The organism is Roseixanthobacter glucoisosaccharinicivorans (assembly GCF_043195095.2).
Classification (GTDB): Bacteria; Pseudomonadota; Alphaproteobacteria; order Rhizobiales; family Xanthobacteraceae; genus NCEH01.
Genome location: NZ_CM195538.1, coordinates 2,690,943 through 2,710,251, shown reverse-complemented (window position 1 = coordinate 2,710,251; position 19,309 = coordinate 2,690,943). Strand labels below are relative to the sequence as shown.

General features: G+C 62.1%; 41 protein-coding genes and 1 tRNA gene. 1 reads left to right on the top strand and 41 read right to left on the bottom strand.

Annotated elements, in window-relative coordinates; translation table 11 throughout:
* Genes V5F78_RS12560 through fabI form a run of 3 tightly spaced genes read right to left on the bottom strand, consistent with a single transcriptional unit; the run spans position 1 to position 1,876 of the window.
* Complete coding sequence (locus V5F78_RS12560; RefSeq protein WP_394070903.1) at positions 1 to 429, bottom strand: hypothetical protein; 429 nt, start codon at positions 427 to 429, stop codon at positions 1 to 3.
* Positions 430 to 483: 54 nt separating this feature from the next.
* The gene (locus V5F78_RS12555; RefSeq protein WP_394070902.1) at positions 484 to 1,038 is read right to left on the bottom strand and encodes a hypothetical protein; all 555 of its coding nucleotides are present in this window, start codon (positions 1,036 to 1,038) and stop codon (positions 484 to 486) included.
* A gap of 10 nt (positions 1,039 to 1,048) precedes the next feature.
* On the bottom strand, positions 1,049 to 1,876 hold the full coding sequence (gene fabI, locus V5F78_RS12550; RefSeq protein ID WP_394070901.1) for an enoyl-ACP reductase FabI: 828 nt from the start codon (positions 1,874 to 1,876) through the stop codon (positions 1,049 to 1,051).
* Positions 1,877 to 2,023: 147 nt separating this feature from the next.
* On the opposite strand from fabI, the gene V5F78_RS12545 reads away from it, so the two are divergent.
* A tRNA-Pro gene (locus V5F78_RS12545) sits at positions 2,024 to 2,100 on the top strand.
* A gap of 61 nt (positions 2,101 to 2,161) precedes the next feature.
* On the opposite strand, the gene V5F78_RS12540 is transcribed toward V5F78_RS12545, so the two are convergent.
* From V5F78_RS12540 to V5F78_RS12355, 38 genes are all read right to left on the bottom strand, one after another.
* Positions 2,162 to 3,127, bottom strand: coding sequence for a site-specific integrase (locus tag V5F78_RS12540; protein ID WP_394072768.1), 966 nt, complete (start codon positions 3,125 to 3,127; stop codon positions 2,162 to 2,164).
* Positions 3,128 to 3,575: 448 nt separating this feature from the next.
* Positions 3,576 to 3,860 (bottom strand): hypothetical protein, encoded by a 285-nt coding sequence (locus V5F78_RS12535; RefSeq protein WP_394072770.1) that lies wholly within the window; start codon positions 3,858 to 3,860, stop codon positions 3,576 to 3,578.
* A gap of 42 nt (positions 3,861 to 3,902) precedes the next feature.
* Positions 3,903 to 4,136 (bottom strand): hypothetical protein, encoded by a 234-nt coding sequence (locus V5F78_RS12530; protein ID WP_394072772.1) that lies wholly within the window; start codon positions 4,134 to 4,136, stop codon positions 3,903 to 3,905.
* Between the two features lie 376 nt (positions 4,137 to 4,512).
* A complete protein-coding gene (locus V5F78_RS12525) occupies positions 4,513 to 4,854 on the bottom strand; it encodes an HNH endonuclease (protein WP_509276813.1) in 342 nt (113 codons plus the stop codon).
* A 42-nt stretch (positions 4,855 to 4,896) separates the two neighbouring features.
* Complete coding sequence (locus tag V5F78_RS12520; RefSeq protein ID WP_394072776.1) at positions 4,897 to 5,271, bottom strand: hypothetical protein; 375 nt, start codon at positions 5,269 to 5,271, stop codon at positions 4,897 to 4,899.
* A complete protein-coding gene (locus V5F78_RS12515) occupies positions 5,268 to 5,939 on the bottom strand; it encodes a phiTE_015 family protein (protein WP_509276230.1) in 672 nt (223 codons plus the stop codon). Before V5F78_RS12515 ends, V5F78_RS12520 begins: the two co-directional genes overlap by 4 nt.
* Positions 5,936 to 6,139, bottom strand: coding sequence for a hypothetical protein (locus V5F78_RS12510; protein ID WP_394072709.1), 204 nt, complete (start codon positions 6,137 to 6,139; stop codon positions 5,936 to 5,938). The genes V5F78_RS12515 and V5F78_RS12510 overlap by 4 nt, the downstream gene beginning before the upstream one ends.
* Positions 6,132 to 6,347, bottom strand: a complete 216-nt coding sequence (locus tag V5F78_RS12505; protein WP_394072711.1) for a hypothetical protein — start codon at positions 6,345 to 6,347, stop codon at positions 6,132 to 6,134. Before V5F78_RS12505 ends, V5F78_RS12510 begins: the two co-directional genes overlap by 8 nt.
* The gene (locus V5F78_RS12500) at positions 6,344 to 6,556 is read right to left on the bottom strand and encodes a hypothetical protein (protein WP_394072713.1); all 213 of its coding nucleotides are present in this window, start codon (positions 6,554 to 6,556) and stop codon (positions 6,344 to 6,346) included. The genes V5F78_RS12505 and V5F78_RS12500 overlap by 4 nt, the downstream gene beginning before the upstream one ends.
* On the bottom strand, positions 6,549 to 6,884 hold the full coding sequence (locus V5F78_RS12495) for a hypothetical protein (protein ID WP_394072715.1): 336 nt from the start codon (positions 6,882 to 6,884) through the stop codon (positions 6,549 to 6,551). Before V5F78_RS12495 ends, V5F78_RS12500 begins: the two co-directional genes overlap by 8 nt.
* Positions 6,884 to 7,279 (bottom strand): HNH endonuclease, encoded by a 396-nt coding sequence (locus tag V5F78_RS12490; RefSeq protein ID WP_394072717.1) that lies wholly within the window; start codon positions 7,277 to 7,279, stop codon positions 6,884 to 6,886. Before V5F78_RS12490 ends, V5F78_RS12495 begins: the two co-directional genes overlap by 1 nt.
* Complete coding sequence (locus tag V5F78_RS12485) at positions 7,279 to 7,617, bottom strand: hypothetical protein (protein WP_394072719.1); 339 nt, start codon at positions 7,615 to 7,617, stop codon at positions 7,279 to 7,281. The genes V5F78_RS12490 and V5F78_RS12485 overlap by 1 nt, the downstream gene beginning before the upstream one ends.
* 8 nt (positions 7,618 to 7,625) lie before the next feature.
* Positions 7,626 to 8,420 carry a hypothetical protein gene (locus V5F78_RS12480; protein WP_394072721.1) on the bottom strand — a complete coding sequence of 265 codons (795 nt, stop codon included), beginning with the start codon at positions 8,418 to 8,420 and terminating at the stop codon, positions 7,626 to 7,628.
* A complete protein-coding gene (locus tag V5F78_RS12475; protein WP_394072722.1) occupies positions 8,417 to 8,929 on the bottom strand; it encodes a hypothetical protein in 513 nt (170 codons plus the stop codon). Before V5F78_RS12475 ends, V5F78_RS12480 begins: the two co-directional genes overlap by 4 nt.
* Complete coding sequence (locus V5F78_RS12470; protein ID WP_394072724.1) at positions 8,926 to 9,231, bottom strand: hypothetical protein; 306 nt, start codon at positions 9,229 to 9,231, stop codon at positions 8,926 to 8,928. Before V5F78_RS12470 ends, V5F78_RS12475 begins: the two co-directional genes overlap by 4 nt.
* Positions 9,221 to 9,514: a hypothetical protein gene (locus tag V5F78_RS12465; RefSeq protein ID WP_394072726.1), complete on the bottom strand. Its 294-nt coding sequence runs from the start codon at positions 9,512 to 9,514 to the stop codon at positions 9,221 to 9,223. The genes V5F78_RS12470 and V5F78_RS12465 overlap by 11 nt, the downstream gene beginning before the upstream one ends.
* Positions 9,507 to 9,782 carry a hypothetical protein gene (locus V5F78_RS12460; protein WP_394072728.1) on the bottom strand — a complete coding sequence of 92 codons (276 nt, stop codon included), beginning with the start codon at positions 9,780 to 9,782 and terminating at the stop codon, positions 9,507 to 9,509. Before V5F78_RS12460 ends, V5F78_RS12465 begins: the two co-directional genes overlap by 8 nt.
* Positions 9,769 to 10,029, bottom strand: a complete 261-nt coding sequence (locus V5F78_RS12455; RefSeq protein ID WP_394072730.1) for a hypothetical protein — start codon at positions 10,027 to 10,029, stop codon at positions 9,769 to 9,771. The genes V5F78_RS12460 and V5F78_RS12455 overlap by 14 nt, the downstream gene beginning before the upstream one ends.
* Positions 10,022 to 10,675 carry a hypothetical protein gene (locus tag V5F78_RS12450; RefSeq protein ID WP_394072732.1) on the bottom strand — a complete coding sequence of 218 codons (654 nt, stop codon included), beginning with the start codon at positions 10,673 to 10,675 and terminating at the stop codon, positions 10,022 to 10,024. The genes V5F78_RS12455 and V5F78_RS12450 overlap by 8 nt, the downstream gene beginning before the upstream one ends.
* Complete coding sequence (locus tag V5F78_RS12445) at positions 10,672 to 11,418, bottom strand: Rad52/Rad22 family DNA repair protein (protein WP_394072734.1); 747 nt, start codon at positions 11,416 to 11,418, stop codon at positions 10,672 to 10,674. The genes V5F78_RS12450 and V5F78_RS12445 overlap by 4 nt, the downstream gene beginning before the upstream one ends.
* A 1-nt stretch (position 11,419) precedes the next feature.
* On the bottom strand, positions 11,420 to 12,364 hold the full coding sequence (locus V5F78_RS12440) for a Gabija anti-defense Gad2 family protein (RefSeq protein ID WP_394072736.1): 945 nt from the start codon (positions 12,362 to 12,364) through the stop codon (positions 11,420 to 11,422).
* Position 12,365: 1 nt separating this feature from the next.
* Positions 12,366 to 13,115: a hypothetical protein gene (locus V5F78_RS12435; RefSeq protein ID WP_394072738.1), complete on the bottom strand. Its 750-nt coding sequence runs from the start codon at positions 13,113 to 13,115 to the stop codon at positions 12,366 to 12,368.
* Entirely contained in the window at positions 13,115 to 13,360 is a 246-nt protein-coding gene (locus tag V5F78_RS12430; protein ID WP_394072740.1) for a hypothetical protein, read from the bottom strand. Before V5F78_RS12430 ends, V5F78_RS12435 begins: the two co-directional genes overlap by 1 nt.
* Positions 13,361 to 13,458: 98 nt before the next feature.
* Positions 13,459 to 13,608 (bottom strand): hypothetical protein, encoded by a 150-nt coding sequence (locus V5F78_RS12425; protein ID WP_394072742.1) that lies wholly within the window; start codon positions 13,606 to 13,608, stop codon positions 13,459 to 13,461.
* A gap of 2 nt (positions 13,609 to 13,610) precedes the next feature.
* A complete protein-coding gene (locus tag V5F78_RS12420) occupies positions 13,611 to 14,969 on the bottom strand; it encodes a DUF7666 domain-containing protein (protein WP_509276229.1) in 1,359 nt (452 codons plus the stop codon).
* 1 nt (position 14,970) lies between these two features.
* A complete protein-coding gene (locus V5F78_RS12415; RefSeq protein WP_394072598.1) occupies positions 14,971 to 15,192 on the bottom strand; it encodes a hypothetical protein in 222 nt (73 codons plus the stop codon).
* On the bottom strand, positions 15,189 to 15,404 hold the full coding sequence (locus tag V5F78_RS12410) for a hypothetical protein (RefSeq protein WP_394072600.1): 216 nt from the start codon (positions 15,402 to 15,404) through the stop codon (positions 15,189 to 15,191). The genes V5F78_RS12415 and V5F78_RS12410 overlap by 4 nt, the downstream gene beginning before the upstream one ends.
* Complete coding sequence (locus tag V5F78_RS12405; protein WP_394072602.1) at positions 15,401 to 15,574, bottom strand: hypothetical protein; 174 nt, start codon at positions 15,572 to 15,574, stop codon at positions 15,401 to 15,403. The genes V5F78_RS12410 and V5F78_RS12405 overlap by 4 nt, the downstream gene beginning before the upstream one ends.
* A complete protein-coding gene (locus V5F78_RS12400) occupies positions 15,571 to 15,852 on the bottom strand; it encodes a hypothetical protein (RefSeq protein WP_394072604.1) in 282 nt (93 codons plus the stop codon). Before V5F78_RS12400 ends, V5F78_RS12405 begins: the two co-directional genes overlap by 4 nt.
* On the bottom strand, positions 15,849 to 16,091 hold the full coding sequence (locus V5F78_RS12395) for a hypothetical protein (RefSeq protein WP_394072606.1): 243 nt from the start codon (positions 16,089 to 16,091) through the stop codon (positions 15,849 to 15,851). The genes V5F78_RS12400 and V5F78_RS12395 overlap by 4 nt, the downstream gene beginning before the upstream one ends.
* Positions 16,092 to 16,093: 2 nt before the next feature.
* Complete coding sequence (locus V5F78_RS12390) at positions 16,094 to 16,348, bottom strand: hypothetical protein (RefSeq protein ID WP_394072608.1); 255 nt, start codon at positions 16,346 to 16,348, stop codon at positions 16,094 to 16,096.
* A complete protein-coding gene (locus tag V5F78_RS12385; RefSeq protein ID WP_394072610.1) occupies positions 16,348 to 16,482 on the bottom strand; it encodes a hypothetical protein in 135 nt (44 codons plus the stop codon). Before V5F78_RS12385 ends, V5F78_RS12390 begins: the two co-directional genes overlap by 1 nt.
* Positions 16,483 to 16,484: 2 nt before the next feature.
* Entirely contained in the window at positions 16,485 to 16,940 is a 456-nt protein-coding gene (locus V5F78_RS12380) for a hypothetical protein (RefSeq protein WP_394072612.1), read from the bottom strand.
* Between the two features lies 1 nt (position 16,941).
* Positions 16,942 to 17,211, bottom strand: a complete 270-nt coding sequence (locus tag V5F78_RS12375) for a hypothetical protein (RefSeq protein WP_394072614.1) — start codon at positions 17,209 to 17,211, stop codon at positions 16,942 to 16,944.
* 10 nt (positions 17,212 to 17,221) lie between these two features.
* Entirely contained in the window at positions 17,222 to 17,464 is a 243-nt protein-coding gene (locus V5F78_RS12370) for a hypothetical protein (RefSeq protein ID WP_394072616.1), read from the bottom strand.
* Between the two features lie 355 nt (positions 17,465 to 17,819).
* On the bottom strand, positions 17,820 to 18,077 hold the full coding sequence (locus tag V5F78_RS12365) for a DUF1902 domain-containing protein (RefSeq protein ID WP_394072618.1): 258 nt from the start codon (positions 18,075 to 18,077) through the stop codon (positions 17,820 to 17,822).
* Positions 18,078 to 18,184: 107 nt separating this feature from the next.
* Positions 18,185 to 18,646, bottom strand: a complete 462-nt coding sequence (locus tag V5F78_RS12360) for a PEGA domain-containing protein (RefSeq protein WP_394072620.1) — start codon at positions 18,644 to 18,646, stop codon at positions 18,185 to 18,187.
* A 59-nt stretch (positions 18,647 to 18,705) separates the two neighbouring features.
* Positions 18,706 to 19,308 carry an XRE family transcriptional regulator gene (locus V5F78_RS12355; protein ID WP_394072622.1) on the bottom strand — a complete coding sequence of 201 codons (603 nt, stop codon included), beginning with the start codon at positions 19,306 to 19,308 and terminating at the stop codon, positions 18,706 to 18,708.
* Position 19,309 lies beyond the last annotated feature (1 nt).

Below are 19,309 nucleotides of genomic sequence, written 5' to 3'. Positions count from 1 at the left end.
TTACCGGCCCGGAAGGGTCAGGGTGTGGGTGTACCATTGGCCGATCGGCGGATAGGTCACGCGGATCTGGGCGGTCCCCGTGCCGGTTCCGGTCACGATGGTTCCGGCGAGACGCTGGCCTTGGCACACCAGATAGCCATAGTCGGTGCCGGTCACGATGAAGGTACCGGGGCGAATCGAGAGGTGCACGCCGGGCGACGCGCTGATCACCTCGATCGCCGGAGGCCCGATATTGAGGCATTCCTGATTGGCGGTGCCCGCCGCAAACAGGATCCCGCCGCTGCCGCCGCCGGTGAAGAAATTGGTGACATAGGCATCAGGATCATTGTCCGGCCCCGCTCGCGCGGGCGTGAACGCCGCGGCGAGGCAGAGGGCCGCCACCGCCAATGCACCTGCCTTTTCCAGCCCCCTCTTTGCCCACCCCTGCATTGCCCCCTCCATCGTGCACCGTCTCCGGCGCGCTTCCCCAGTGGGGCGCGCGGCTCAGCGGGCCGGCATCATGATCTGGTGATCATACCACGCCCCGATGGGCGGATAGGTCACGCGCAGCACCACGGGCCCCCCGGCGCGCGGCCCCTTGCCCGAGACGCGGACGACATTGCCGACCATGGGGCGGCCGTAGCACAGCGTCGAGCCGGCATCGGTGCCGGTCACCGTGAAGGCGCCGGGCGCCACCGAAAGCTTGGCACCCGGCGGGGCGCTGATGACCTGGATCTGCGGCCGGCCGGCCGGCTGGCAGAGCAGGTCCGCCGTGCCAGCGCCGAACAGAACACCCGGCGCGGCGCCGATCACATAGGCCGGCGGGCTGCCCGCAGGCGCGCCTTCGCTCGGCGGGTTGACATAGTCGGGGAAGATCGCTCCGCCCGGCCCGAACAGGCGATCGCGCAGTGGATAGGCGTTAAAATCGGGAGGGGCGCCGCCTGAGCCCATGGGCACCTGAATCTGCATCTGGGTCTGCGCCTCGGCGGTTCCGCCGCCAGCGAGCAGGGCAAGGCCCAGGAAGAGTGCACGGGCTTGGATCGTGGCGGAGCGAATCATCGGCGTCTCCTCAATCCCGGACAAGCGCCAGATCCGGCGCGTCGGGATGCTTCATGCCAACGATATGATAACCGGCGTCCACATGATGTATCTCGCCGGTGACACCGCGCGACAGATCGGAGATGAGATACACGCCGGCATCGCCGACCTCGTCCGTGGTGACGGTGCGGCGCAGTGGCGAATTCAGCTCGTTCCACTTCAGAATGTAGCGAAAATCGCCGATTCCCGAGGCCGCCAGGGTCTTGATGGGGCCGGCGGAGATGGCATTCACGCGGATGTTCTTCGGCCCAAGGTCAGCGGCGAGATAGCGCACCGAAGCTTCCAGGGCTGCCTTTGCGACACCCATGACATTGTAGTGGGGCATCCACTTCTCGGCGCCGTAATAGGTCAGCGTCACTAGCGAGCCACCGTTCGTCATCAGCTTCTCGGCCCGCTGCGCGATGGCGGTGAATGAGTAGCAGGAGATGAACATGGTCTTGGCGAAATTGTCCGCCGTGGTGTCCACGTAGCGGCCGTCCAGCTCGTCCTTGTTGGAGAAGGCGATGCAATGGACGAGGAAGTCGATGCTGCCGAACAGCTTTTGCGTCTCGGCGAAGACGGCGTCGAGTGTGGCGGGCTCGGTGACGTCGCAATGGCCGACCAGATGGGCGCCCAGTTCCGCCGCCAAAGGCTCCACCCGCTTCTTCAGCGCCTCGCCCTGATAGGTGAGCGCGATCTCGGCGCCATGGGCGCGGGCGGACTTGGCGATGCCGTAGGCGATGGATCGATTGTTAGCGACGCCGAGAATCAGCCCGCGCTTGCCTTTCATGAGACCGCTCGCGTTGCTGTCGCTCGACATTCCACCACTCCTCACTCGTTGTCCTGTAACAGGCGGCCTCCTATGGCACGCGGGCGATGGGGGTTCAAGCGAAGGCGAAACGACAAGCTTCCGCGAGAACGCGCTTGCCTCCCTGCCAAAACGCGTGCTAGAGGCAGCGCCCTGGTTCGGAGTGTAGCGCAGTCCGGTAGCGCACCACGTTCGGGACGTGGGGGTCGCAGGTTCAAATCCTGCCACTCCGACCAGGAAAATAAAGGGGTCTTGAGTTTCTGTCCCCGCAGGTGGGACAGATACAGGGACAGAAACCTAAAGCGATACCACCTTGCGCTCCGGCTTGGTCACGGGCGCTTTGCCCGTCGCAGCAGCAGCGGCGCCGGCCTGATGGTCCGGATGGTGGTGGCCATAGGTGCTTTGCAGCTGCTCAACCGTCATCCCGAGATAGCCGGCGGCTTCCCACAAATCAGCTCCGTTGAGCATCATCCATGTCGCGCACGTATGGCGCAGGATGTGCGGCGTGACGCTCGAATCAATCCCGGCATCCGCAACGACAGCGGCGAAGGCTTTGCGAATCGTCCCGATCTGGCGGCCGTTGAATTCCACCACGGCCTGTTTGGTCGGACTGATTTCGTGCCACCGGCGGATGTGGGCAAGGAGCCGTCCGGGGAGGCGAATCGATGGGCGCCGCTTGTTGGTGAGCTTTTCCCCATCGCCGCGTCGATAGAATACGCCGCGCTCGAGGTCGATCCAGGCGCGGCCCTCGCCCGGATTAAAGCCGGCGGCACAGATGGCGCCAGCCCTGGTGCCGGTGTACAATCCGATCAGAATGAACCGGGCAACGTGCCAGCGGCTCTTGCGATCGGTGGGATTGCCGTTCTGAATCTCCCGGTAGCGGATCGCCGCCCATAGCAGCTTTGCCGCCTCGGAGCGTGTTAGCCACCTCTCGCGCGGCGGGGACTTGTCCGGCAACACCACCTCGATCACCTCGGAGCACAGCCCCTCTTTTCGGTGGTGGTTGATTGCGGCTCTCAGGTCTTCCAGCTCGCGCCGTGCACCGGCGGCTGTGACAAATCGCGCGGGCTTTCCCGTCGCTTCCGGGCGGGCGGCTTTGATCGTCTGTTTTGTGCGCCACTCGACATAATCGCGGCAGGCGCGCCCGTTGACCTCGGATAGGGTCTTCTCCCCCCAAAACTCGTCCAACTTGATGACTCGCTGCCGAACCTCTTTCGGCCGCGCCTGTTGCGGCGCCACGTCGATCTGGTAAATGTTCAGCACATCCGCTATGGAGATTTCAGCGGGATGACGGCCCCGGTCCCGAGGGACCTGGTATTTCGCGGTGATGTACGCTGCGAGTTTTCGTTCAGCGTCTTCACGCTCGCGTGGAGCGCATCCCGTGCTAACCTTCGCTCCTCCATCCCTAATGACCCAGACGGATTGCTTGCGGACGAGGCCCGTGCGGGGGTCTGTCTCTGCGGGCTGGAGCCACAGGCGGGCTCCCTTGGCTGGACGCGGCATTGCCCCATCATCTCCTCGATCGCTTTCAGCGTCGTGTAATCTTTGTTCGCGACGCGCACCACCGCAAGCCGCCCCTTCAGGGATTCCCGCCGCAGGCTGGACGCGGTGATCGAGCCGTCCGGAAATGCGATGGCTGCCGCGACGCACAACCGCAGGGGTGTCGTGTCCGTGATGCTACCGCGTGCGGGGATATCGCGGGGCGCTTGGCTCATTCCGCAGGCTCCTTGTGCTTCTCGAAATAGGCGCGCTGCGTAACAGACAGATCATCCATGCCAAGGATAGTGATTGCTTCAACGCTGAATTCTCCCTCTGCGTCTATATGCACCGCCTTAGGCCCGCATTTAAGCTCACGCCGCAGCCGCTCGATCTCGTCTGCCGCTTCCAGCATCATTGCCCACGCCCCGTTCGGAGCGACAAGGTTGCCGTCTGCGTCCCGAGACAGGCCCCCGCGATTGGTGATGTGCGCTCGCATGCGCTCTACGATGTCGGTCATTGCGAAAGCCCTTCCTTGAGAGCGGAAAGCTGGTCTTCCCACTCAGCCCGAGTTGGCATCATGCTTTGAAGCATCGACCGATCCGGTTCCGGGCAAATCTTCCACCCCAGCCAGGACAGCTTCTTGAACATCCACCAGCGGATAGATCGCATCACTTCTGTCCTTCCTTGAGGGAGGCGCGGCCGGCTGGTAGGTGGTAGCTGAACGGTGGCACAATCCATCCCTCCTCGTAATCCCACCATGCGCCCGGAACAGATCGGCGCTCGACTGGTTCAAGCCATGCAATCCTCCCGTCTACGAGGCGGTGAGGGAGCCACGCAAAAACGATCTGAGTGCGCTTCCGGTAGAGCCCCCGAATAAAAGACAACGCAACTCTCCGCTCTGAGAAGTCGCCGAAGACCATCTCTCACGCCTCCCCTTTGGGAGCGCGGCGGTTCCACCGCTGGGTCGCAGCGTATAGTCCAGCGTCCGACGGGCTTCTCTCTGCCGGCGGCCCGTCGCTACCGCAGCTCAGGCAGGTCAGGTGCGGGCTCGGGCCTGCGTAAATTGCAATTGAGCTAGACCAGCAGAACGGGCACTCCCGCGCGGATAACCCGATGGATGAGGGCCAAACGTGATAATCGGGCCGGAAATGATGTCGAAGTCCCATCGCTCATTCCTCCCCTTTGGGAGGGGTGGCGCACTCAAAGTAGAACTTCACCTGCTTCCCGGTTTCAGCCACCAGCCCGAACGACTTGACGACGCGATATATCGAATGGTGCTGGTTCAAGCTCTCCACATGCTTGGCGATCCACCCGCGCCAGAATTCCAGGGACATCGATCCCTTGCTGATGTTGCATCGTGCGCAGGACGGCATCATATTGTTGAGACGGTGATTATCCGGCCTTTCGGGCGGCTTCCCGATCCACGCCCCGCGCACCACAGGCTCAATGTGGTCTGCGTGCCAGCGGGAGGCCAACTCCTCCCCGCAATATGCGCACCGGCCACCGAACATGCCGCGAACATGGTCGCGCTCAGCCTTTGTTAGGCGCATCTTCTATCCCTCCCCCTTCTTGGAGAGGTCGGGTCGGTCGACCCTGCCAATTCTCTCGCCGCGCTGGTGAATCATCATGGCAAAATTAGCAACATCCACGGGATCGCCCTTTTCAATGTGCTCCCGCAGCAGCATGCTCAAATGAGCATTTGTGCAACGATCAATGTCGTTCCACCCCCAGTATCCAGCTTTGCGCTTCTTCTCCAACTTGTCCTTCATCTCCGCCGCGAAAGTATCGACAGCGTTGTTATCTGTCTGTTCCGCAGTTTGCCAATTGGGGTTGTTTAGCCAAGGCATCCCGCTTCGGTGCTGCGGCAGTGGAACGACGCAATAATATGGCTCACCGCAGCAAGGGTTTGCTTTGCATAGATTGCTCATTTATCGCTTCCTTGCTCGGAGAGGTCGGGGATGCCGAGGGCAGCTTTGGCGATCTTACGCCAGCACTCCCTCGTAGTGCCATCCGCGCGCTCCCACGTGTTATTCAGGGGGATATAATCATAAACACCGCGATAAATGGTCTGAGCCTGCCGAAAGGCTGCCTTGGCGGCCACCTCCACCGCATCAACGCCCGCAGGCGCGGGAGTGGGCTCTGGGTCCAAAGCGCCGCGATCCACAACCGTGAGGATCTGCCTCGCGAGACCGCAAATCTCGCTGTAGCCGGCACGCAAGTTCTTTTCGCGCCGTTCCGTCTCTGCTGCAGGAGAGGGCGTGAGAGCGGCGCAAGCTTGCCAGCCAGCCCATGCGTGATCAACTCCAGAGTAGCGGAATGGACCATTCGACATGCGGTCGATCAATCCGGTCTCTTTGCACCACTTCTCGAACGCCTCGCGCTCTGCTGCGGAGGAAGGCGTGAGAGCGGCGGCCTCGCGCTGCAAAGCGGTCTCTGCGTTCGAATCGGTGACGTGCTTGTAAATGTTGAGCGCGACCTTCGGCAGGTCTTCGCGGCGAAGGTGCGGCGCCCTCCCATCCTCCTCAGACATGTTCAGTTTGAGGATCGAGAAGATCGAAGCCGGCGATATCAGCGCGCGCTCTGCTTGCTCATTCATGGCGTGCTCTCCGTGATGTCTGCTTCGCTCGGTCGCGGGTCGCGATATCCATCGACCTTGCACCGCTGGCCTGGCAGCAGGATCGAGGGCGTCCGCTTGGGTTGCTTTTCGCGGCACCGGGGGCAGTTGACGCCGAACCGGGCGCGCCGGTCGCGCCGCTCGGCTCGCAGGGCGCTGTAGAGTTCTCCCATGTCACTCATGGCCGACCTCCGTGATGTCTGGTGCGTTGCGCTCCGCAAACGGCTGGTGCTGATCACCCGTCGCAAAGACGATGGTGTCTTCGTCTGCGATTTCGCGCCGGGCGCGGCGATCCCATGCGCGGTGGATGAATCCGGGGCGTCCAAACACCTTCACGGCGCTCCAGTATTCTTCACCGCGAAAGCCTACAAAGTGGACGGCGGGGGTCACTTCTTTTCCCCTGAGTCGACGGAGACTACAACAATAACTCGCACCGGCTTATGATTGGATAGTTCAATACCAAATTTTTTTGCATACGTTTCAATGTAACGCTGCGCTTCGTCTTTGGTCTCGAATGTATCGGGTGTCCACATGTCCCCGACGTGGTTGAGGATGCCCCATCGCTCCGCCTTGCAGGGGCGATACTTCGGCTTACGCATTGCCGGACTCCTTCTTCACCCTCGGCTTGGTCACCTTGTATCCGTGCTCACGGAGAGCCCACGCGGCCATTTCCAAGGCATCGGGCGGCGGCGGGTTATTCGGGTCGCCCAGGCGGTACCCGAAGTTGCAGCCGATTGCCGTGATCTGCCATGTGTCGGCGTGTGCCTGCGAGACGATGTAGCCCGAGCCGAAATTACGTTCGTGCGTCTGGCAGCGCCAAGAACCAGCCGCAACCATTGCATCCCATATCCGTTCGCCCAGGCGGCCGCTCTTCTTGATTGTATCAGAGTGGTCATTGTATATGACTGCAACAGTATTATAGCCCATTATCGCCTCGTGATCGGTTCGCCGGTGCGTCTATCCACAACTGTACCGTCAATCTTTTTCTTGACGTTGCTGTCTTTGCTTGCAGAAAAGCGGGAAGGTCTCTTGACCCCGATGTGCTTGGAGCGCACCCGCGCCGTGCGGGACTTTTCGGCAACGTCGGCGCGTGTTTTGCCCTTATGACACCAGTCGCAAACGAGCCTGAGGTTGCCTTCCCGGTTCTCGCCGCCGTTGATGATCGCCACCGTGTGGTCGGCCTGCCATGCATCACCGGGTCCGAGCTTTCGCATGCAGACGGTGCAGCATCCTCCGGCGCGCTCGAAGACACGGACGCGGACGCGGGGCGGAATGGCGCTGTTCGCGCTGGCGCCGATCCACTCGTCTGTGCTGCGGGCCATCACTTCTCTCCTCTGTTGGGAGGAGAGGGGAGGGGCATCCACCATTTTGCGTCGACATATTCCGGCGAATGGTCTTCGTACGGTTCGCCGTTGATCAGGTAGCCGGGCGCCATTGTCATCCGGTTGAAGCGCGAGATGAACGCATCGAATTTCTCGTGCCAGAACATTCGGATGGCATTGTCTCCGACCTTCCCCCATATGGGTCGGTCCTTCGGCGCCGTCTCGATCGGCTGCCACGTCATAAGGGTGCGGGAGGCCGAGCCTGGGGGAAGGTCGGCCTCCCTATCGCCGGCCCCGATGGGGAGCGTGTTGGCCGGCGGGTTCGTGTTGGTCGTCATGTCGTATGTCATGCTGCGGCACCGTCTTGCGTGTGAACCGCTAAGCGATATCTGCCGTTCCTAGATCTCTGCTCCTGCTCACAAAACCTGAAGAAGGAATCGTCCACGCTTTCGCCCGGAAGCATCTCGTGACGAGTGCCGATCATTCCGCCTTTCCATGAGCCTTTGTCGCGACCGGCCTCACTCAGGAAACGGATATCAATGGAGCGACGGCGCTTCTTCGGGGCGAGATAGCCTATCCATTTGAACCAACGCTCTCCGAGCCGAAAATCCCGCTCTTCGATGTAGATCTCGACATCGATGACCTCGTCATCGAAGTCCTTCACCTTCCTCTGATGCTTCACCAGGGATTCAACTTCCGCGTGATGAGCCCTCCACGGCATCGTCACCAGATTTGGCGTGACATATCCATCGGCCCCGTAAAGCTGATGGCGGACCTGTCTCCATTGCGTCCAGGGGAGGAAGCACGACCGTGACCGCGTCGTGCTGCTGTCATGGGTCTGCGCCCCGAGGCTCACATAGAAATGCCCCTCGCTCAACCTGAAGCCGTATTCCTTGGGGTAACAGTCCCAATACCCGCCGCGGGACCAGCCGTTTACCTCCGGAAGATCCACCCATTTGCGGTAGCCATTAATCAGCCGCGGAAGCTCGCAGATAAGCGTGGCTCCGAACGCGCCAAGGCGAAGGTGGCACCCGCCGTTGGTGCTCACAAGGGCCGTGAGCGGCCGATAATGGCGGTCATAGGCGAAGGTGAAGGGGCCGAACTTTCGGTCGTTATCACCCCAACGTCGTGTGTTGCTCATGCTGATGCTCCAGCGTGTTCAAGGGTGGCCGGCGACACGTCGAGAAGCTGGGACAGATATCCAAGCACCGCGTCTTTCGAGGCCGCGAACGTCGCCTTGTCCATGGCCCGCATATTCTGGCTCTTGGCCGTGTAGACGGTGACGCTGGCGCCTTCCGTGGTCACGACTGAGAAATCATCCATCGGCCGGATAAAGGCCGCCACGCGCTGTGCCTCGGCTTTTGAGGCGGCGACGATGGTGCGCTCGTCCCGGTAGCCGGTCTTGATGAGCGCGAATTTCCGGAGGTGTTCGGACGTGGGGAAGCGCTCCGAGGCGCCCTCGGGAAGGTTCGCCCACACCTCATGGATGCAGGCGAAATAATGCCGATGCGCCGGGCCGGAGCGGTTCTCCAGAACGTCCATGGGATATTGCTCGCCTACGACGAAGCGCTTGTTGCAATCGCGCGCGAAACGCATGGAGCTGGGCTCCATGACTTCTCCGGTCCAGCGGAAGAGGACCGGGGCGCTCATGACGAAGGCACCTCCGCTCCGAGCTGGCGCAGCGTGCGGATGGCCTCATCCCGGTTCTGCTCCCAGGCTTTGCGGATGCCGGCTACGACTGACCGCGCAAGCGTTTGATCCTTGAGCGCAGCCTTGTAGTTAACCGCGTCCGTGACCGGTTGACGATAGGTGTCAACGCCCTTTTGATAAGTCACCCTGATATCGACGGTGATCGCCTTATCGAGTACAGCCAGTTGCCCGCGCCAATAGGCCAGGGTCTTGGTCGCCGCGATGATTTTTTCGGCCCGTTGGAATGTAATCTCATTCGGCATCGGGATATTCCTTCGCCATCTGGCGCCGCTCGTTGCGGTCATCACGGAGCAAGTCTGGATCGGGGCCGCAACAATCCGGGCACGGCCGCTCTTCGCCATCGTCATGGGGAAAGCCGCAGCCGGCCTCATAGACCGTGACGCGCTTGACGATGACGCCGGAGCCGTGACAGGTTTCGCATTCGCCATCCATGGTGGTCTCCCACTGGCAGAAGTCTTCATCAGGGCTTTCGCAGGATCGGGTGCTGTAGGCGCCGCAGAAGGGGCAGGGCAGAAGGTCAGTCATCGGAAAGCTCTCCTTCATCCTTGGCGAAGAACACCGCCGCGACCTTGTGCTGGCAGAACTCGGCAATGCACCGCTCGCCGCTCCAGACCCGCAGGTACGGAATGTTCGAGAACTCCGCGCTCTTCGCGCAGGCCTCGATGCGCGTCACGCCGTCCATGCCGACGCAATAGGCGAGGCCCATCGTGTGCGTCTGGTAATCGTCGTAGGTGACGATGACCTCGCGGATCGGCTGCGGGACTTCGTGGACGTTCGGTTCAATTCTGGTCATGGCTGTGCGCCTCCGTCTTGCCTTCCTGAAGGATTTCGCGGCGGCGCTGGACATGCACGCCGACATACGTTTCCACGCGAAAGGCATCATCAGGCGCGGAAAGGATGCGTTCGGCCTCTTCCTTCATATGGGCCGCGCGGGCTCTGATAACGCTGATCATTTCCGCAGGTTCGCATCGGCCATATTCGGCATAGCCGCCGCTGCCACGCGATCCAGGCAGATGAATGCTGGTCATGCGCTCAGACATTGCTCGCCTCCGTCTTCACCGGGTCAGTCGCGCTGTGGTTCCCGCACTCTTCGAGGCCGTCGTTTTCTTCAGCCTCAATTTCGGCCTCACGGCGCTTGCGATCGGCGATATCCAGGTCAATCCAATAGTCGAAAGAGCCTGTCGCCTCGGCAGGCGTGCGCTGCTGAAATTCCCAGCCGATGCTCCATTCCGCCGGTTGCTCCCACGTCATTGCGTAATGGGAGGAACAGTGGTCCTTGAGATATCGGTATCGTGCGGCATCTGCTTCAGCAGCATCCGCCCTGGCATGCGCCGTCCGGATCATCTCCGCTCCGTTCTGTATGGTCTGCTCAAGGAGGGTGGCCCTGTCCTGCGCCTCCTTCGCATCGCGCGAATAGGCCATGCCGAGTTCGCGCGCCTGATCGAGTTTCGCTTCCAACGTGATCTGCCGCGCAGCGAACCGGCCCGTCGCATCGATTTCAGCCGTGAGCTGGGCATTGAGCCCCGCGATAACCTTCTCGGCTTTCTCCTCTGCGGTTTCCGTTGCCATCCGCCACGTTTCCCGCAGGCCAATGGCAATCGCCCGAATTCCCGCCGCCGATCCGAGGTCGCAGACAGGGATGCTGTGCGCCAGGGCGCGCGCCTGGTCTTCGAAGGCGTCGCTCATGCTGCGCTCCTTGCGGTTGCCTGGCGGGCGAGAACCTTCCGGCGCTCCAAAGCCCCATTTTTCAGCTCAGTGGACTCGGCTTCAGAAAGGTCGAATTGCTCGAACATCTTCTTTCGATCATCACCGTTCCACCAGTCGCGCACGTCATCCGCAGAGGCGAAGCTAAGGATTGTCTTTCGGCATTCCGCGATGTACGCGGCGCGCACGTCGGGACTCACGGCGGCGGCCTTGTCATCAGCCGGCTGCGCCTCGCTCTTCACAACCGCCGCGCGGTGGGCCTTAGCGTCACGAGAAAGCAGAGCCTGGAGTTTTCGATGCTCGGTTTCTTTGATGCGATACGATGGCTTGTTCGGGTTCCCGAACGCCTCGATCTCCACCCACGGCGAAGGAAGGTCGTATAGATATCGGCCGATGCCCCAATTCACGGCGGCGCGCTTGAAGGCATCCGAAAGGGCACCCTTTTCCGCTTCAACGTCCGTGTCGCCGGCCCCGTCAGATTTCCATATCCATTCGTCACCGACCTTGATGCCGATGGAGCAGACGGTCTTCCCATCTGCATGCGGGAAGGATTTTTGCCAGCCAGCGGGAGTCAGAACCTCGTCGAGGCGCTCCATCACGTCGCGAGCGTCGATATAGGCCAGGGCCATGCCCTTGGTCTTTTCCTTGTTGGTGCTGCCGCAGCGCCACGAAACGCGGTCGGGGGCGAATGGCGCGGCCAATTCGGCGAATAATCCGGCGCTCATATCAGAACATCCTGTCGATAATTTCGCAGAGATACGCGGCATTCACCTTTTCGGGATCGTTCTCCTTGATCTTTGCCATAAGTTGAACGAAGTATGCCGCATCGACGCCGGTCAATTGGTCTTGCAACACATTGTGGTCCTTGAGATCCAGATCGCTGATCTGCATCATGATCTTGAGCATCTGTCCGGCGTTGATGCTCCACCCTCTGCGTAGGAATTTCCGCAGGCGGATGATGGAGCACACGGGATATTTGCTGCCGACGTAACGAAGCTCGCGGGATAGGAGTGCTTCGAGGGCAGGTTGCCGAAGGACGAGTTCGCCATCCCAGCTCGTCCAATAATTCGTGCAATGAACATAGTCGTAGTTTTCATGGATTGCGTCAGGTTCACCGAAGAACCTGAGCACGATTTGAACCTTGTGGCTCAGCGTAATGGCGTTCGTCGAAAGGAACACCGGGCGATAGGGCGGTTTTCCATCGTCTGTCGCAAGAGCCTTGCTTTCAAGATCCTCCCTAGCGTCCTCGATGTCTCCGGCATCTTTCATAATTTCGCCGACATACGCCGCGGACTCATCCTCCGGCCTCGCTTCGAAATATTCATATGGCTTTTCGGAGCCGTCTTCGCTGGCGATCCCTGCCGATTTCACGACGATGCGAATGCGCCCATCATCGCCCTCATGATCAACGTATGTTTCGCACTTGATCCCTTTAAGGGTCACGGGCTTGAACTTGGAGACGTAGTATTTGGCGACGGCCACAGCCGCATCCTTATTGCGAAAATACACGTCAAAATCGTTCACATCCTCCGACAAGAGCATCGAGGCAATCGCGCCGCCGGTAATGATGGTGTTCTTCGATGCGAGGTCCCTAACAGCCTCGTTATCGATGGACGCGAGCCATTCGTCTGTCTTCTTGCGCAGGACCGTCTTGATGGTTTTCGCTTTCATCTCACAGCCCCCGTTCCGTGGTTGCGGTCACGCCGGCCGGCAACCGGCCCCATTCCACCCGGTATTCACGCGCCGCCGTCAGAAGGGCGGCCTTCACGCCGTCCGTCAGGCCAACATCCCGCAGGGCGGCAATCGCATCGGTGACGTGCAGCACCTCGCTGCTGCGCAGGCCGATGGAGCGGCCGGCGCCGGCAACGCGGGCGGTGTCTTTCTCTGCCCGGTTCGCGGCGGTCTCGGCCTTCTTCGCGTCCCGCAGGAGCGCCTCAGCTGCCTCTTGCGTGGCAAAGTCCGCCTCTCTTGCGGCGCGGATGGCCTCCTGCGCGGCAGCGGCGGCCTTCTCGGCTTCCTCGCGCGCGGCCTTCACCTTGGCTTCCTTCTCGGCGGCAAGAGCCTTTAGGAAGGGCTCCAGGGCCTTGTCGCAGTATTCCTCGGCAAGGATCGCGATGCCCTTGCCATCCTTCTTGGTATCGCCGATCAGGGCGTTGTAGCGGGCCTGGATTTCCGCCTTCGCATCGTCGAGAGGTTTGACCTCTTCCTTTCGGCGGCCATCGGCGGTCTGGCGTGCCTTGCGCAGGAGTCCTTTCAGCAGCCCGATCTTGTCGGCGACGGCTTGGTCCTTGACGGGTTCTCCGTCCAGCCAGCCCTTGGCCTCCTCGACAAGCTCTTCGATTTCCGCCTTGGACAGCTCGTAGGGCGTCGGCTCGGGAGGGTTATTGTGGCCCATCATTTCGGGCGCTGTGGTATCCAGCATCACGCCACCTTGGGAAGGTTAGAGAAGCGCCGTTCCGCCTGCTCGACGCAGGAAAGCGCGTGGGTTAGCGCCGCCTTTGCGCGCTCGATTTCAGCTTCCGCTCGGGTGCGGAATTCCGGCCGGCCGGGCGTCATCGCCACATAGTCCAGCGCCGTGTCGGCATCGGCCACAACGCTGCGGGCGTCGCGTTGCAGGCGGGCGAACGCGCTTTCGATGTTGTCGAGCATGCTGAATTTATCACCCACGGCGGCCTCCCTTGATCTTGGAGATAGTCAGCATCAGGCGGACAATTGCGTCCGCGCTCTGTGTGGTGGTTTCCCGCTCCAGGCGGGAGAGAGCTGCGTCAGTCATCGCCCATCTCCGGTGTCCAGTGCGGGACATCCCCATGGGCATCGTCCAGAGGGTCGCGATGCGCTCGCCTGCGAAACAGAGGCGAGAGGATCAGGTAGGCGCACACGGCGCCTATACCGAGGAGGATGAGGTCGCCGGTCATGGCTAACCCTCCACTTCGACGGCAACACCGTCGCTGGTCAGCCGATACCAAGTGTCTGGCTTGATGGTGACCCCGCCGATGGCGTCGCCAACCTTCGCGGCGGCGATAGCCAGGATTGCGCCACCATCCCAGGGGTCCTTACGGCAGACGAGGACGATGGCGCCGGTTGCATTTGCGCGCGCCTTCCCCTCGTAGCCTGCGGCTATTGCGACGTTGTTCGTGCCGCTCGCCGTGGCCGCGCCCCGATCGCCGCTCGCCGTGGCCGCGCCCTGATCGCCGCTCGCCGTGGCCGCGCCCTGAGCGCCGCTCGCCGTGGCCGCGCCCCGATAGCCGCTCGCCGTGGCCGCGCCCTGATCGCCGCTCGCCGTGGCCGCGCCCTGAGTGCCGCTCGCCGTGGCCGCGCCCTGAGCGCCGCTCGCCGTGGCCGCGCCCCGATAGCCGCTCGCCGTGGCCGCGCCCCGATCGCCGCTCGCCGTGGCCGCGCCCTGAGCGCCGCTCGCCGTGGCCGCGCCCCGATCGCCGCTCGCCGTGGCCGCGCCCCGATCGCCGCTCGCCGTGGCCGCGCCCCGATAGCCGCTCGCCGTGGCCGCGCCCCGATCGCCGCTCGCCGTGGCCGCGCCCTGAGCGCCGCTCGCCGTGGCCGCGCCCCGATCGCCGCTCGCCGTGGCCGCGCCCCGATCGCCGCTCGCCGTGGCCGCGCCCTGATCGCCGCTCGCCGTGGCCGCGCCCTGATCGCCGCTCGCCGTGGCCGCGCCCTGAGCGCCGCTCGCCGTGGCCGCGCCCTGATCGCCGCTCGCCGTGGCCGCGCCCTGATCGCCGCTCGCCGTGGCCGCGCCCTGAGCGCCGCTCGCCGTGGCCGCGCCCTGATCGCCGCTCGCCGTGGCCGCGCCCCGATCGCCGCTCGCCGTGGCCGCGCCCCGATAGCCGCTCGCCGTGGCGCCTTCGTTGTCGCCCATGGCCACGGCGCCATGCAGCCAGTTTGCGCGGTCGAACACCCATTTCACGGCGCGCTGCGCGAGATCGCCTAATGTCAGCTCGACGCCGATGGTGATCGTTGCGGATGCCAGCTTGGTTTCCAGCGTATTGGCATCGCCAGTCTGCTCGACCACGCAAAAGCGGCTTCTGGCCGGCGGGTAAAACTCGAATACCGAGAGAGGATGATGCTCTTCCGGGCACGCGTGAAACCCGTTGCTGCACGCCTTGATATTGCCGGATACGGTGTACGTCTTGCCGATTTCGAACTTGAAGCCTCGGCATGACAGATCGTGGTTGAACCCCTTGATGGAGATGATTACCGGTTCCGCCAGGACAGCTTCCTGGGCCGCCGGCTCTGCGGCTTTCTTCTTCGTTTTCGCGGCCATATCAGGCGCTCCATCCCTTGAGAAAGTTGGTGCCGATCAGCAGCGGCGTTGAGAGCATGATCGCGGCGCACGAGAAGAGCGCGGCGGCGAAATCAGTGGGCGTTGCCGGCCGGCGCGGGGCCGGGCGCAGCGGGGTGGGCGTGTGCTCACGGGGTGCCAGGATGGCGACCGCTGGCACGAGCTTGGGCTTGCGGGGGCGCTTGGGGCGGGGGAGGGTGGTCATTCCGCTGCCTCCGATTGCTGCTGGACAGCACGAACGCGCCCGCGCCCGGTTCCGTAGAACTCGACGTGCCCAAGGTCCCGCAGCGCGTTCCATGTACTGCGCATGACCGGCGCCCGTTCACCGGCGGCGAGCAGCACCCCGTTACGGTCAAAAACACCGTCTCCGTTGTGCTCTCTGAGCCATTTCAGTGCTGCGGCCTGGGATTTGGTCATTGTGCCGGCTCCGGCTGGCAGGTTCGGGAATAAGCGGCGCGGGCGGTTTCCAGCGCGTCGCGGACGTGGCGCATGATGATCTCGTCATCGGTCGGCAGGCTTTGCACTTCCGCCGCTCCGAGGTGGCCGATGATCTTGAGCAGGGCTTCGCTGATGCTGGGGGCGTTCACGCGGCCCTCATGCCGTTCGCGGTGAAATATGTGCCGTGTTCGCGGCGGGGATTTTCGCCAGGCTCGTCCGCTTCCGGGCGGCTGGCGGCGGCTTCGAGCATGTCCGCGATGTCCTCTTGAAACACCGCGTGCATCAGGTGGATTGCCGATAGGACGGCGTTGTATTGCTCGGTGGGGAGCTGGGAGGCTTTCGCGGTCGCCAGAAGCGCGCGGCGGCTTTCTTCCCACTGGTAGGTGAGGGCTTCGCGGGCATCGGTGATTTCGGAGGCGGCGGTCATTTCTTATGACCCGCCGCAATCATTGCATCTGCCGCGGAAAAGGCTTGAGCCGACACAATCTCTTTCCGGGTAATGTCCCGGCGATCACCAAACCAGGCGATCAATTGGTATTCAGGGGCGCTTCCGGTGCAGATGGCGGCATTCGATAGCGCCTGCCCAGCAAACCAATCACGCAGGCTCATGCCAGCCGCATCGGCCGGATTTGGGAACGCCGGCCCGCCATCATTGATCTTCGACATGCTCATGCCTCCACGATCTTGATCGGGGCGGTTTCGAGCTTCTCGATCTGCTTCTTGAGAGAGGCGATCTTCTTCACCCTCATCTTTTCGGCACAAACGAGCGCTTCCGCTTCCGTTCGGCTCCATTGGCGGCCTTCGCCGTAGGCGGAGTTCCAGAATGATCCGCCCCAATGGATGCCGTCGCACTCCGTTTTCTCGGCCTCGATCTTCAGAGTGCCGGAGGTGAGCGCATGCTTGGTCACGTAGAAGGTCGGCATTACACGGTCTCCCAGTATTCGGCGCGAAGGCTCTCAATCTCGACCCAGAACCGGCGGCCCAGGCGGCGGCCGGAATTGCGGGCGGCGCGGAACTTCTTCGAGCGCCGGCTGATCTGGTGGCGTATCTCGTGCATGTTCAGCCCTCCGTCTTTTCGAAGTTGAATTGGCCGTGGTTCTGAAGGTCGCGTATCGCGCGGCGGATGATCGTCACGTGATCGTCGTTGGCGCCTTCGAACATGAACAGCTCGACCGCTGCCATCTTGCAAAGCTCTGGAAGAGCAGAGCCGGAGTCTTCGACAACGGAGCGGCCTAGAATATCCACGCATGCCGAACGAAGACTATCTCGGCTGTAATGGACCTTTTCCTCTGGTCCGAGTGAATACCAATCGCCGGCGTTCGCCTGCCACTCCCAGCCGGCATCGCCGCTATGCGGACCGTCCACGTTCAGCTGGACGCTTGCAATAGGAGTCCCCGCAGCATCCACGATCCGCAGAACACGGTGGGCAAAGCCGACGTAATCTTGATCAATGACTCCGGTCCTTCCGTCGCGATGACGGACGCGCGTGCCGGTCCACAATCCACCGTCGTTCATCTCACTCTCCCTTTGCTTTGGAGAGCGTGGCGCGGACCATCTTCGCCGCATGCGAATGGCGTTCGACTGGCTCGCCGTAGTGCTTCATCGTCGGCTCGCTGTGAGCGAGTGCCACTTCGGCCAATTCCAGTGCCTCGACCAGCTCCGCAATGAGTGCTGCGCTGTCGGCGCGCTCCAGGATGATGATGTCTCGCACTTCGAGCGAGTGCGGCTCGACTGCGCCCATGGACTGGTTGCCGAGGACGCGGCGGGTGTGGGGGATGTCGTCCATCTCGCCCTCCTCAGGCCGCTACCGGGAGAGCGTCCCGGCTGGTGGTGCGGGTCGCGAGTTCCTTGTTCAGCCACCAGCGCTCCGCCTTCATGAGGACGATGCTGTCGGCTCGCATCCGTCCGTGCTCGGAGGTGGCGGAATTCTTCGCACTCACCTGGACCTCGGAGAGGCTGGCGATCTGCGCCTTGATCTCCCGGAGGCGGGCCTTGATCTCGGTGGTGGTGGCCTTCGCGGCCTGGTCCCTGGTCATCATCTCTGCGATCCCCATCGCTCTTTCGATGAGGACTATTATGCATTTTGCAGAAATGCGGTCAACTGCAAAATGCAGAGGATATCTGCAAACGGCATTTTTCAAATGCTGCAACGGGTTGCCAGCCACAAAAAAGCCCGCCGGGTAGGGCGGGCTTGTTGTGGTTGTCAGTCTTCCGCGCCGATCCGTATCATAAGCTTCATCATGAAGTCGGATCGTTCGATCTCGTTTAAGCCCTCTGGGTCAGGGATCACGTGAGGTTGCCGCTCGCGATCCTGATACAGGGTGGCGCCGTCATAGGACGCCTTAACCGGAATAAGGCCAAGAAGCTTAAGTTTGGCCCGATATTCGTCGCACGTCACGCAGCAATCGCGCTGATCGTGAAATGTGGGGACATGAAGGGATCGCTATTCGGCCGGCGAACAATATCGACGGACTCGACGATGTTTCCCTTAAACTCCAGTATGTCCCTGATAGCGATGGGCAGCCGCCGCTCTAACTCTTCGAAGGAGCGAGCGTGCACATAGAGGCCCGGCATATCGTCGCTCGTCGCCAGGATTAGACCCGTCTCTCTATGAGTTTGAATATCAACGTTAATTACGTTCTCCATGTCCATTATCCAATCTCCCCCATCCCCTATCGTTGTAGCTATACAATGCATATAGGGTGACAAATTGACAACACCGTCAATCGTCGCAGCGTTCCGCCAGAGGGATCTGGTGGTTATGTCGATGGGGCGCCTTGCGTCTCCTCAGCCCCCGCGGGCGCTTCGCGAGCTGGAGGCGGGTTCGCATCTGGTGGGCGCTTCCCGGTCGGATAGAGCTTCACCCTCACGGGGTTCGGGACGTGCTCCAGGGTGGCCCCCGTCGCCGCATCAGCAGCCATCCCGATGACGCCGCCGATAATCACGTTGCCGGCGAACCCAGCCGCGCCCGCCCCCGCGACCTGCGTTTTCACCTCGACGGCCTCAGGCTCGTGGCCCGGCTTCGTTATCGTGACCGTGAATTCGTCCTTGCGATTGGTCTGGATGGTGCACGGCGTGGTGCACGTGAATCCCATTGACGTTTTAACGTCGGCGCCTGGTGGGTCGGAATAGACCTGCACCTGGTCAGTAGTGCCTCGCGTGAGCGTGGCGCACCCGCCGGTCACGGCAGCCAGAGCGGCCACCCCCAAAATTCGCAACATAATATGCCCCTCATTCCCTGCGCTCTATGGTTGCGCAGAGAGTGAGAAAAGTCGAGCGGCTATGCCTTCTCAACCCATCGGACTTTAGCCGCCCACTCCAAGAGCATGTCGGTCATTGGCGGAGCGTTGTAGCTCCACAGAGTCCAGCAATCGTCCTCTGAACCGCGCGCGAGCGTTTTGATGAACGTGCGCCCGTCAGTGAGCCGAACGACGCACTCTTTGTTGATGTAGCGTGCGATGTCGGCACCCGTCGCCAGCTCGTCGTAAATGATGTGGTCGCCCTCACGGTAGGCAGGCAGCATGCTTTCGCCCCGGACGCGGACGGCAACCGCATGCGGGGACGCACCTGGCGGGGCTTCAATCTCGTCTAGCCCGCCACCCTTTTCGTGATCATCGATGCCATGAACCTCTGCGCCAGCCCCGACATATCCCACAACAGGGACTGTATGGCTATCAGGGGACCCCTCTCCATAAGCGAGCCACGCAAGAGGAACTCGAAACGCCTTCGCATAATGCATTAGGTCATCATTCTTGATGCCTCGCAGGCCATTTTCATGGCCCGAATAGGTCCCGTAAGGGATGGCAAGGGCGCGGGCCGCGTCGGCCGCCGTCTTGAACCCTCTCCGCTCTCTGGCCTGTCGTAGGCGATCATTCCGTTCCATG